Origin of the sequence: Brachyspira catarrhinii (assembly GCF_005518285.1) — a bacterium.
GTDB classification, from domain to species: domain Bacteria; phylum Spirochaetota; class Brachyspiria; order Brachyspirales; family Brachyspiraceae; genus Brachyspira; species Brachyspira catarrhinii.
The window spans coordinates 1-13,342 of the sequence record NZ_SJDU01000020.1 but is presented as its reverse complement, the minus strand read 5'-3'; the positions used below and the strand labels follow the sequence as shown (position 1 = coordinate 13,342).

Below are 13,342 nucleotides of genomic sequence, written 5' to 3'. Positions count from 1 at the left end.
TTAATTAATTGATAAAATTATTATATTAGAAAATTTGATTATTGTCAATAAGAATGATTAAAAGATTAGATTATTTAATATTTTTAGAAACTTTATTTAACGGAATTTCTTTCTCTTCGCCCGTATCCATATTTTTGAGTTTGCATGAATTTCTTTTTAATTCGTCCTCTCCCAATATTAAAGCGAATTTTGAATTTCTTTTATTTGCCGATTTGAATTGATTTTTTATCGACTTTATTGCAAAATCGCAGTCGCAACTTATATCTGAAGCTCTTAAATCTTGCATAACTTTCAAAATTTCTTTTTCGGTTTCCTTAAAAGCTATTATAAATACATCGAGCCTGTCGTCCGTTATATTTTTATTATTTTCCAAAACTATTAAAAGTCTTTCGAGTCCCATTGCGCTTCCAACTGCGGGAATATCTTTCCCAGAATTAAATAAGCCCACAAGATTATCGTATCTTCCGCCGCCCAATATTGCGCTTTGAGAACCTAATGCGTTTGTTTGAACTTCAAAAGCCGTTTTCGTATAATAATCGAGTCCTCTAACCAGCATTGGCTCTACGGTAAATTTTTGATTTATTTTATTAAGCTCTTCGCATAATCTATCGAAATGCTCTTTACATTCTTCGCAAACATAATCGTAAAATTTTGGAATATCTTTCAATACTTCTTTGCATTTTTCATTTTTGCAATCCAATATTCTTAAAATATTCGTTTCGTATCTTTTCTGACAAGTTTCGCAAAGTTCATCTTTTCTGCTTCCAATCGCTTCTCTTAAAGCCTTATTATAAATTGGTTTGCATTTTGGACAACCGACAGTATTTATAAGAAGGTTAATATTTTCTATTCCGAATTCTTTTAAGATATTGATATTCAAAGCTATAATTTCGGCGTCAATTAAAGGTGAAGAACCGCCGATGCATTCTATTCCAAATTGATTAAATTCTCTGTATCTTCCTTTTTGCGGTCTTTCCGCTCTATACATTGTCCCTATATAAAAAAGTTTATTTATTGAAAATTCGTTTTGCATGGAATTTTCAATATAAGCTCTAACTACCGATGCCGTGCCTTCGGGTCTTAAAGTGAGCGAGCGTCCGCCTCTGTCTTCGAATGTAAACATCTCCTTTCCGACAATATCCGTATCTTCGCCTATTCCTCTGATAAATAAATCGGTAGATTCGAATATCGGAGTTCTTATTCTTCCGTAGCCGTAAAGTTTGACTATATCTTTTATTTTTTTTTCAATGAATTCCAATTTTGAAGCGGATTCGTAAAAAAAATCGTTAGTTCCTCGAGGTTTCTTTATATTAAGCATTTATTTTCCCGTTAATGAAAACAAAATAAAAATAAATTATCTTATATTTTCATCTTGAATAACGATAGAAAGCAAATTATAAGAACTGCTCGACACATTTACTCTATTCGTATATTGTTTACCCAAAAACGATACCAAAACATCGTATTCGCCTTGAGCCAACTGAATATTAAAATTAGTCGAATTTCTCGTATTGAAAGTTCTACCCGCGATATCTATTCTCACATTATTATTTGCAACTTTATCTATAGATATGGTTAAGGAATATAACCCAGAAGTAGACGGAGGAGTATATGTGGAATTTGTATTTTCCGCGTATCTATTAGTCTCTAATGTATAATTCGTATAATTATTTTCATTCGTATAATTATTGTCAATAGAATTATTTGTCATTATATCGTCTATTTTTCTATATCTATCTTCCGAATATTCTAATTTTCTGCTATCTCTATCTAAATTTGAAGTTTCAGATACTCTTGAGCCGTAATTTGTATTATCTTTAGGAGGATATTCTTCAAAAATAAGATATTGATAAGTCGCTCCCAATTTAGACATATTTCTGTCTTCAGGGATTATAGGAACTAAACTTTTTATAGTTTCAAATACATCGGCATTTTCCGATATTCTTCTGTATCTGTTTTGAGTCATATTTGCAGGTCTATCCAATTTTCTTAACATCTCAGGAATACTTTTAGTCTCGCCCGTAAAATAATCGTATATTATAGGACCTTCATATACTCCCATTCTGTCTAATTTTACAAGTCTATCATAATAAAGCGCATAAGTTGCGGGGCTTAAATATTTATGATATAAGCACCAGTATATTGCCGTAGGATAATTTGGGTCATACTGCTCGCAATTATCCGCATAGTATTTAAATATTCTGGAAGCTAATTCTTTGTCTCCTTCAGAAATGGTAAGAATACCCGCAAGATATAATAAAGACCTATCCGTATATAGATATCTCGCATCATAAGGAATATCCAAAGCCTGCCTAAAATCTCCAGCGGCTTTATCTAAATTATCAACCGAGCCTTTATACTTTACATAAGAATTATATCTGCTTACTCCTCTATAAAACGCGAAAATAAGCTCGCTCACTCCATAAGTTGGAGCGTATGCGTTTTCATCAAACCATTCAATCGCTTTCATAGGCACATTCTTTTGAAGATTCTCCATATATTCGGGAAAAGTATACCTATATTGAGATGCCAAAGGTAAAGATAAAAAAACTAAAGCTGAAATTAATATGATAGCAAAAACTTTTTTCATTATTTCTATCCTAATTTTTATATTTTCATTTAATCATTTTCGGAATTTAATCTACGAATACAATTAAAAAATTATAATTAATATACATTAAATTTTATATTTTTCAAGTATATTTTAAAACAATATAAAAACAACTATATAAATATACATTTATATGACTATTCTATCGTTTCCTTGTCTTTTTAATAATTTTTCTCTTTCCAAAACATTTAATAATGGAATGACATATTTTCTTGAAAGTCCCGTTTTTTCTTTTACGAAAGCTATGGTTATAATATCTTTCGATTTTGCATCTTTCAGTATCAATTTTTTTACTCTATTATAAACATCAATATGATAATATATTCCTTCTTCAAGATAAACAGCGAGTTTCAATGCCGATAAAACTTTAATATCTTTGATTCCGTTTGGAAAAGATTTTATCGTTCTTTCTTCAAGTCCATTTAAACCTTCTTTTTTCAATTTTTCAAGCAAATTTTTTTGAGAATTATTAAGCTCGATATTTTGATTATATTTTTTATAAATATTATTAAAAGGCATTATCGTTTTAATTTGAATCAAATAATCTATAAAAACTTTTGTAAACGCGTTATCTATATTAAGGCTATTTCTTATATCTTCAAAAGAAACGCCGTCTTTTTTAGAATCTATTAACTTTTTAGTTTTCTCCAAAATAGAGCTTAAATAATCTTTTTTAACAAAATAATTTGAAATTTTTACCGCATAATCTGGCAAATTTCCGCTGGCAAAAGAATAACCATTAACCGACATAACCAAATCGGTATAAGAGCTTCTTTTAATATTTCCCAAAAATTCTCCCGCGTTATCCATTATATTTTTTCTAACGGACGGAGTAGTTTTCTCTCCCCAAAATACATTTCCCGTTCCTATTATAGCGCTTCCGCCATGACTGATTAATATTCCTCTTTCCTTCCAAAAAACGGACAAAGGCTTGTCAAATTTTAATCTTATAAATCTGCAGTCTATTTCTCTCGCATCGACATCGTTTTTTATCTTTTTATCGGACTCGTCATAGACAGGCTTTTTATATAACGGAATAATTTGAGCGACTAAACATTCCGTGCCTATTGCAAATTCTGCATTCTTTATTTTCCTTAAATATTCTATATCGCTGTCACCTACCAATTCCAATATTATTTCGTTGGTTAAAAATACCGTTTCGTTTTTGTCGCATAATAAATGTCCTCTTCTAATTTCTTCTTTTTTTATATTTTTCAAATTAACGGCTATACGAGATGTGGCATGAACTATTTCTCTGTCTTCATGATAAGATTGTATATTTCTTATATAAACTTCTCTTTTGCTCGGATAATGTATTAAAGAATCGTCTTTTTTTACGCTTCCTCCTTTAACGCTTCCCGTTATCGTAAGTCCCGCTCCTTTTATAGAAAATACTCTATCTACATAAATATGCGTTTTTATATCGTCTTCAAATTTATCTTTAATCAAGATATCGGTTATTCTATCTTTCAAAAAATCTATATTGTCTCCTCGCACGGCGGACACTTTTATAATTTCAATATCTCTTTTGAAAACTCTAAATAAATTTTCTTTTATATTTTTTTCGCTTTCTCTTAATTTGTTTTCGTCTACCAAATCTATTTTATTGATTACGCATATTATATTTCTTATTCCCAAAGACAAAGCCACTTTTGAATGTTCCTCTGTCATATTCATCCAACCTTCGTTTGCGCAAACTACAAGCATAACCAAATCCAAACTCCACATTCCCGCAACCATATTTCTTATAAATCTTTCATGTCCAGGGACATCTATAACGCCTATAGTAATATCGTTTTTAGGTTTAAAAAATCCAAATCCCAAATCTATAGTCATCTCTCTTTTTTTCTCTTCTGGAAGCCTCATCATTGCAATGCCCGTTAACGCTTTTATTAATTCCGATTTGCCATGGTCGACATGCCCCGCAGTTCCTATAATTCTGTTCACTTTAAAATATTCTCCTTTTATTTTAAAATTTCTTTTTTATTATTATAAAGATTATAATAAATTACTCTGGACTACTTTATTCAATGACTCTTTAATATAATCTATATCGTTATCGTCTATAGTTATAACATATAGAAGTATGGAATCTTTCTTTACTTTAGGAATAATTGGAATTTCTAAATTATGCAAGAATTTAACGGCTTGTTTTATATCTTTAGGTTTAAAACTTATTGCGTAAGACGGAAAAAATATATCAGCCATAGCTCCGCCGCCCGTTTCAATAGTTTCTTCGATAACTTTAAAACCTTTTATATTTTCTAAATTTTCTATAATTTTTAAAGCTTTTTCTTTAACTATTTCGGGTTTTATTGAAAGAAGCCTCTCGCAGTATCCTTTAAACTGTTCCGTAGAATTTAATCTCTTTATAGCGTATTTTTCCAATATTGACAAAACCGTTTTACCGCATCTGAAAGCCCTCATTAAAGGATGTTTATAGATTTTTGAAATATATTCTTTTTTGCCGACTATTACACCAGCTTGAACGCTCGAAAACATCTTATCGCCCGAAAAACATACCAAATCCACTCCGCTTTTTAACGCCGATTTTATATGCTCTTCTTCCGACAAACTCTCGTCAAATATTCCCGCTCCTTCGTCATAAACTATAGGAATATTTTTTGGAATAGCGTCTCTTATGTTTTTTAATGACGGATATTTTACGAATCCTCTTATTCTAAAATTTGAGGAATGAACTTTTAGTATCATAGCGGTATTTTCAGTAATCGCTTCTTCGTAATCTTTAATAGTCGCTATATTCGTAGTGCCTATTTCGACTAAATTTGCTCCAGCCTCTCGCAATATATCTGGAATTCTAAAACCTCCGCCAATTTGAACCTGTTCGCCTCTCGAAACTATAACCTCTTTTCCCGCTGCAAATGTCTTTAATATTAAAAATACCGCCGCCGCGTTATTATTAACGACTAAAGAATCTTCCGCTCCCGTTAATTTTGCCAAAAGAGAATATAAAAATTCTCCTCTTAATCCTCTCCCCTCTTTATTAAGGTTATATTCAAGGTTATTGCTATGAATATTTAAATCTTTAACTTCGTCCCATATTTCCGAATCTATTGGAGAGCGTCCCAAATTCGTATGCATTATAGTGCCTGTCGCGTTTATTACTCTTTTAATTGGCGAGTTTGATTTAGATTTTATATTTTTTTCACATAATTTTATTATTTCTTCTTTAGAAAGAGGCGATTTTGAATTGTCTTTATTATTTAAATCATGCCTTAATTTTTCCAAAGTATCGCGAATTATATCGGCGATTATCGGACGGGAAAGAATTTTATAATACGGCTTTATAGATTCATGCTCCAATACCGTATTTACTTGTATCAAATTAAATTTGCTATTAGTTTTATTATTCATTAGCTCTCTCTTAATTTTATAATAAGATAAGAGACTATTAATTATTGTAAAACACAATAATTTTCATAATCGCTTATTTATCGGAAGAGGCAGGAGTCGAACCTGCCAATGTCGCTATGACATCCAACGCTTTTGAAGAGCGCGAAGCCCACCGGGACTTATCTACCTCCAAGCTTTTAATAGTATAACATTTAAATATTATAAGTCAAATTTTTATTATATTTTTAAATATTTTTTAAAAATTTTTTTAATATTTAAAATTTAAAATAATACTCTTTACAGTTATTGTATTTAAATATATTATCTTTTAATAAAAGATATTCTTAAAAATTCCGATATATATTAAGCAGGAGTATGTCTTAAATGGGAATAAGATTTCGTATTATTTTTATGATAATAATTGTTATGGGCTTAGTCGTATTAAGCATCAACTTTTTGGGCGAAAATATAAACACGGAAAATTTTCACAATCTTATAGACGATGGCTTTAACAATAGATTTAAAGTTATAGCGAACGATTTTGAAAATAATATTATAACGGGAAAAGAAGAAGTGGAAAAATTATCTTATAGTTTATCCGCTATGTATAACGGCTTAAATATAAATAATAGAGGCAGAGAATATCTATATTCGTATTTGCCGAATTTTTTACCAAATGTTTTAAACGAACAAAATTATAACAGAACGGTAAATATATTATTTTTTCAGCCTTTTGCGGGAGTATATGTATATTCTCCAAACAACAATAGATTTTCCACAACGACAGTCGATACAAATCATTTAACGAATTCGAATATTTATATAAATTACGATGCCTATAATAATGTGATTTTCAATATTAAATCCTCGATAAATAGCGACAATGTTCCTGTTGGAATTGCGGGAATATCCATAACGCTCGCTTACGACTCGGAAGATATAGAAAATATTTTGAATATAGAAAATTCCGACATATTGCTTATAGATAAAAATAATTTAACGATTCTTAACTCGAAAGAAGGAGCGTTAAATAACTTAAGAATAGACAATTTATATTCCGAATATTATAGACTATTAAATTCCAATACGGAAAACGATATTATAAACGGAAATCTTGTAGTAAATAATTTAAGATACAGAGCTTATATAAAAACGATTTCGGAAGAATTAAATATCGTTATGTTTATTCCCGAAGCTTATTTTAGTTCGCAAATTAGAGAAATAAACAAATCGACCGTATATACGATTATTATCTCGTTTTTTATAGCGACAATGATAATGATATTTTTAATAAGACTAATATTTAATTCCGTGACGAGAGTAACCGACACTATCGGAAATTTTACCGACAATAACGATTTGAGAATTGCGATTCCAGAAGTATCGGGAAGCGATGAAATATCCGAAATGGCTAAATGGGTGGAAGTAATTAACAACGGCTTTCAATATACTTTGTCGAATATAAAGAAAACTATAACGATATTCAAAAGACAATCGGATAATTTGCCGAAAACGATAAACGAAAATGTGAATACGATTCATGAAATTAACGAATCGATTGAAAATATAAAAAAGGGTTTAACCGAAGAATCGAGTCAAATAGACACGGTGGAAAACAATAATAAAAATATACAAGATTATATAGAAAATAATATAAACAATATAAACAACATAAATATAAACGCCAGAAGTTTGCAAGATAAAATAATAGAAGAAGGTTCGAGTATTGAAAAAACAAAATCCTCTATAGAAGAAATGATTAAAAATATAGAAAATGTGGATTCAATTCTTCTTAATATTGAAAATAAAATGAAAAATCTTAATTCTTCTTCAACGAAAAGCAAAGAAAAAATTAAATCGGCTTCAAAATCTACCGAATATTTGATAAACTCTTTGGTTTCAATATCCAATTTCGTAGCTTCGATTAGAAATATCGCAAGACAAACGAATTTGCTCGCTATGAACGCTGCAATCGAGGCCGCTCATGCGGGAAAATATAGCGAAGGTTTTGCGGTAGTCGCCGAAGAAATTAGAATATTATCGGAAACTTCTGACGAACAAGCCGATAATGCCGACAAAATTTTGCAAGAAATAAAAGATAGAATTACCGTTACAAGCGATGATTTATCCGAGTCCGCGGAACAATTTTCAATTCTTATAAAAGATGTTTCGGAAATTACGGGATTAATGAACAATATTCATAATTCATCCATGGGACAATCGAAAACCATAAACGAAATACTTCATTCTATGACGATGATGTCGAACTCGAGCGAAAGCATCAAATCTCAATATCTTAATATTACGGAAAATCTTGGAGAGATAAAAAATAATATAGATTCTTTAAATACTTTATATTCGAGCGGCGCAAGAACGATAGCGAGAATAAAAACCGTTTCCGAAGGAATAAATAATCATATTGAAAATATAGCCGCCAATTCGGGCAATCTTTACGGCTCGGCGAACAATATGCATAAGCTCGTTTACGATAATAATGTTTTATTAACCGAAATAGAAAACGAAATATCGAAATACAAAATTAAAGACATTAGAACTCAAACGAATATTACTCAAAGAGTTAGAGGAATGAATTTGATATTATTAAAAGAATTCGTTAAAACAAAATTCGGAGAGGAAGGTTTTCAAAGATGGATAACGGCAATGCAACCTTCGTCTTCGCTTATTTTCAAAAACGAAATTTTAAGCGAAGAATGGTATCCTTATACGCCAGCTTTTCATAATCCTTACAGATTGGTTTGCGATTTATTCTACGATGGCGCAAATACGGGAATAAAAGAAATTTCCGAATACAGTTATAACAGAATTCTTCCAAAATGGATAAAGACTTTTATAATATTCTTCCCAAAATATTTCGTATTAAGCTACAGCACGGAATATATCTTCAAAAATTTATTCGACCCCGTTAGTATAGAAATAATCAAAAGTAGAAAAGGCGTTTTAATCGCTCATATAAAAGACTTTAACGAAGACTCGGATGTTTTGGAATTATCGATATTGTATTGGGCTTACTCTTTACTCGAATCGCTTAACAGTTTAAAATCTTCGATTGAAATAACGAAATCCATGAAAGAAGGAAACGCTTACACGGAATTATTTTTGAAATGGTAAATTTATTTTTAATTTAAAATCTAATTTATAAAATTTATCAATTTAAATTAAATCTATATTGCAAAGCTTCCGTTATATGTTCTATTCCGATTATTTCTTTATCTTCCAAATCGGCGATTGTCCTTGAAACTTTCAAAACTTTATCGTAACTTCTTGCGCTCATAGAAAATTTTTCAATAGCCAAATTAAGCAAATTTTTAGCCTTATCGTCCAATATGCAAAATTTTTGAGTTTCTTTTATTCCCATCAAAGCGTTTGAAAATATTTTAAGTCCGTTTTCTTTGAATCGTTTTTCCTGTTTCTTTCTCGCGGCGATTACGACATCTCGCATAGACGCAGAACTTTCTCCATCGCATTTTCCAATCATTTTATTATAATCAACCGCTCTAACTTCGATTGAAATATCTATTCTATCTAAAATCGGTCCCGATAATTTTGCTATATATCTTTTTCTTGCAATCTCCGAACATTTGCAAGTATGTTTTTCGTCTCCATAATATCCGCATGGACAAGGATTCATGGCGGCGATTAAAGTAAAATTAGCGGGAAAACTCATGCTACCGTTTGCTCTGCTTATCGTTATTACTCGCTCTTCCATAGGCTCTCTTAAAGTTTGTAAAGCGGAACTTTGAAACTCTACAAATTCGTCCAAAAATAAAACTCCGTTATGAGCCAAAGTTATCTCGCCCGCTTTTATATTTCTTCCTCCTCCCACAAGGCTTACATAAGAAGAAGTATGATGCGGAATTCTGAAAGGACGTTTTTTCACTATCGGCATATTTTTTGACAAAAGTCCGTAGGAAGAATAAATTTTTGTAACCTCCAAAGCCTCTTCAAATGTTAATGGAGGAAGTATAGTCGGAATTCTTTTTGCGATTAATGTTTTGCCGCAACCAGGAGAGCCTATCATAATAAAGTTATGTCCTCCAGCCGCCGCTATCATCGCCGCTCTTTTTGCGTATTCCTGCCCTTTCACATCGGAAAAATCTATATTTTCTTTTTCTTCGCCTTCAAAATTGAATTTACCTTTTGAAATTATGGGACTTCTCTTGCCTTCTATAGAATCAATCGCTTCTTTCAAATTTTTCACGGGATATAAACTTAAACCTTCAACTATATCCGCTTCGTCCAAATTACTTAAAGGAATTATTGCGCTTTTTATTCCGTTTTCTTTAGCGTTTAATAACATTGAAAAAATTCCTTTAACTTCTCTCACGCTTCCGTCCAAAGCCAATTCTCCAAGTATAATAGTTTTTTCCATAGAATCGTCAAAAAATATTTGAGCGCTCGAAGATAATATTCCCAATGCAAATGCCAAATCGTATAAAGTTCCCGTCTTTTTTATATCCGCTGGCGCAAGGTTTATCGTTATTCTCTTCGGCGGAAAAAATCTGCAACTGTTATTTATAGCCGCTATTACTCGCTCTCTCGCTTCATTAACCGCTTGGTCTGGAAGTCCGACTACATCAAATCTCGGCAAACCTTCCGATATATTGACTTCTATTATTATTGGTATTCCTTCTATTCCGTAAAGCGCTTCGGAATATATTTTTGTATGCATATTAACTCCAAATTATTTTAATTTTCAAATTTTTATTTTTTAATAATTAATATGCATATAGTTAAACAAATTTAAATAAAAAATAAGCCTAAAACTTAATAATTTATTAATTAATTATAAAATTTAGATTATTTTAAAATGACAATTAATAAAAACCCCGCTCATAAAATTATGAACGAGGTATATCAAATATTCGAGTTTTTGGCTTTATAACTTTTATTTATTTTTTACGGTTTCGTTAGGGTCGGCAACGGAATCTTTTAAGCCTCTCGCCCATTGTCCAGTAATAAAGAGTTCCACAACCGCCAATATTATCATTATAGCGGCTATAATCGCCAATACATAACCGTCAAAAGTCTTTTTAGCCCAATTAGTATAAACAACCAAGCCTAAAGCGGAAAGCGTAACGATAAACATAAACACCAACGGAATAATAGTTTCCCAAGATGTTCTTTTTTGACGATTCTTTATCCAAGCGGCAACGGCAAGCAAGGATAATCCCGCGAGTAACTGATTTGCGCTTCCGAAAATTGGCCATATTCTTCCATAACCGTAGAAAGTAAACATTAACGATACTCCAACCGTTATTGCCGTAGCTATATAAGGATTTGTTAGGAATGTTTTATGAACTCTGCCATCGGAGGAAGTATATTCTCCCAATTCTTGCACCAAATATCTTCCGATACGAGTTGCGCTGTCTAATGAAGTTAACGCAAACGAAGCGAAAGCCAAAGTTACGAAAGTTCTTCCTATTCCCATAGGAATTCCAAAAGAATTCATAAATGTTGAAACTCCAACAGCAAATTTTTGGGCAGGCGAACCATCGGTGTTACCAGCAACCGCCGCAACGCTCATTAAAGCTATTATTGCGACAACTCCTTCAATAAGCATAGCTCCGTATCCTACCAATTTTGCGTCTTTTTCACTATTAAGCTGTTTTGCGCTCGTTCCCGAACTTACCAAAGCATGGAATCCCGAAATCGCTCCGCAAGCTACCGTAATAAACAATATTGGGAATAGATAATTTCCAGCGCTCGGATTGATGCTCGTAAACATAGGAGCCGCCATAGCGGGACGACTTACAACCAAACCGACAAGTCCGCCTATAACCATAGCGTAAAGTAGGAACGAAGATAGATAATCTCTCGGCTGTAATAATATCCAAACGGGCATCAAAGACGCGCAAATAATATAAATAGTAAGTATTACTTGCCAAGGTCCTTTATTTAATTGCAAGAACGGATATTTATCCGAAATAAATATTACTATGGCAAGCAAAACAACGCCTACGATAGTGGACACAAGAACTCCAGCTCCTTTTCTGTAAACCATGAAACCGAATAATAGAGCGAGAATAATGAAAAGCATAGAAGCCGTTCCAGCCGCGGCGCTTATTTGAGGGTCGCCGTCATTTACTCCAAAAGTTCCCGCCGTAATATCGAGGAATGCGGCTACAACCAAACAAATTGTAATGAAGGCGTAAAGCGTAAACATTATTTTGCCTTTTTGTCCGACATTCGCTCTTATAACTTCGCCAATCGATTTTCCTTCATGTCGCAAAGACGCGAGCAACGAACCGTAATCATGAACTCCGCCGAAGAATATGCAACCCAAAACTATCCAAAGATAAACGGGAAGCCAGCCGAACATCATAGCGATAATAGGACCCGTGATAGGACCCGCGCCCGCTATCGAAGAAAAGTGGTGTCCGAGCAAAACTTTAGCGTCAGTCGGAACATAGTCTTTTCCATCCGTCATGGTATGAGCGGGAGTTTTCTTTCCCGGGTCAATACCCCACTTTTTCGCCAAAAACGAACCGTAGCCAATATAGGCGATAAAAAAGGCTACTATGCCAATGAGTAAAAGTATGAAAGCATTCATGTTTCATCTCCTTTTAAAATAAGATTATATAATCCACTAAAAATCGGAAAGCAGAAGTTTTAATTCCTTTTTCCTCATTTTAGGCAGATACAAATTTTTATCTTTCATAGAAACCATAGCGTATTGAGTTTCGGACCATCCATGAAACAATAATTTATAGCTAACTCTATAAAAGAATTTTTTAACTCTCTTCTCCCATTCGGGTTTTAGCGAGTTTTCCGTAATAATTATTCCCGTTATAATACTTCTCTTATGAAATTTATTCGGGTTGGAAAGTATCGGAGTAAGTCTAATAAGCATATCTTCAAATTTTTGCAATTCTTCGTCCGCGCATTCTTTAATAAAACGAACCAAAACATGTTCGAAAACCGAATAACCTTCGTAAACTGTCGAACGAGTTATAAAAGATTTGAAAAAATTATTTTGGTGAAAAGCGTATAAATCAAAATATTCGTTTTCTTTTTCAATCTGATATTCCAAATCAAAATGTCTCATAAGTTTTTCGGAAATCGAATAAATATACTTTTTTACGCTTTCGTTTTCAATATTAAGTCTTGCCATATCTCACTCTCAATACAATATAGTATATAAAAAAATTTTAATTTGTCAAGTCGATAAAGCTTATTATTTAAAAAAAATTCTCATTAAATAATAAATAGTTTTTTGACAAAAAGGCTTTATTTTAGTATAATAACTTTAATCAATTTTAAAACAATAAAATAATAAATAAAACTACAAATGGAAATAAAATGAATTCGTTAAAATTAATAAAAAAAGAAATAAAATATCCCATTATATTTGCCTCT

General features: G+C 31.9%; 8 protein-coding genes and 1 tRNA gene. 1 reads left to right on the top strand and 8 read right to left on the bottom strand.

Annotated elements, in window-relative coordinates; all coding sequences use genetic code 11:
• Positions 1–70 precede the first annotated feature (70 nt).
• From hisS to EZH24_RS13930, 5 genes are all read right to left on the bottom strand, one after another.
• Positions 71–1,318 (bottom strand): histidine--tRNA ligase, encoded by a 1,248-nt coding sequence (hisS, locus tag EZH24_RS01535; RefSeq protein ID WP_137997377.1) that lies wholly within the window; start codon positions 1,316–1,318, stop codon positions 71–73.
• A 36-nt stretch (positions 1,319–1,354) separates the two neighbouring features.
• Positions 1,355–2,590 (bottom strand): protein kinase, encoded by a 1,236-nt coding sequence (locus EZH24_RS01530; RefSeq protein ID WP_137997376.1) that lies wholly within the window; start codon positions 2,588–2,590, stop codon positions 1,355–1,357.
• A gap of 150 nt (positions 2,591–2,740) precedes the next feature.
• On the bottom strand, positions 2,741–4,558 hold the full coding sequence (gene selB / locus EZH24_RS01525; RefSeq protein ID WP_137997375.1) for a selenocysteine-specific translation elongation factor: 1,818 nt from the start codon (positions 4,556–4,558) through the stop codon (positions 2,741–2,743).
• A gap of 51 nt (positions 4,559–4,609) precedes the next feature.
• Positions 4,610–5,986 (bottom strand): L-seryl-tRNA(Sec) selenium transferase, encoded by a 1,377-nt coding sequence (selA, locus tag EZH24_RS01520; RefSeq protein WP_137997374.1) that lies wholly within the window; start codon positions 5,984–5,986, stop codon positions 4,610–4,612.
• 80 nt (positions 5,987–6,066) lie between these two features.
• A tRNA-Sec gene (locus EZH24_RS13930) sits at positions 6,067–6,156 on the bottom strand.
• Between the two features lie 193 nt (positions 6,157–6,349).
• Between EZH24_RS13930 and EZH24_RS01515 the strand changes: the two genes are divergently transcribed.
• Positions 6,350–9,094, top strand: a complete 2,745-nt coding sequence (locus EZH24_RS01515; RefSeq protein WP_137997373.1) for a methyl-accepting chemotaxis protein — start codon at positions 6,350–6,352, stop codon at positions 9,092–9,094.
• Between the two features lie 37 nt (positions 9,095–9,131).
• Here the strand turns inward: EZH24_RS01515 and EZH24_RS01510 are convergent, their stop codons facing one another.
• From EZH24_RS01510 to EZH24_RS01500, 3 genes are all read right to left on the bottom strand, one after another.
• Positions 9,132–10,655: a YifB family Mg chelatase-like AAA ATPase gene (locus EZH24_RS01510; protein WP_137997372.1), complete on the bottom strand. Its 1,524-nt coding sequence runs from the start codon at positions 10,653–10,655 to the stop codon at positions 9,132–9,134.
• Between the two features lie 216 nt (positions 10,656–10,871).
• Entirely contained in the window at positions 10,872–12,536 is a 1,665-nt protein-coding gene (locus EZH24_RS01505) for a carbon starvation CstA family protein (RefSeq protein ID WP_137997371.1), read from the bottom strand.
• A gap of 36 nt (positions 12,537–12,572) precedes the next feature.
• Positions 12,573–13,097 carry a DUF8052 family protein gene (locus EZH24_RS01500; protein ID WP_137997370.1) on the bottom strand — a complete coding sequence of 175 codons (525 nt, stop codon included), beginning with the start codon at positions 13,095–13,097 and terminating at the stop codon, positions 12,573–12,575.
• Positions 13,098–13,342: the final 245 nt, after the last annotated feature.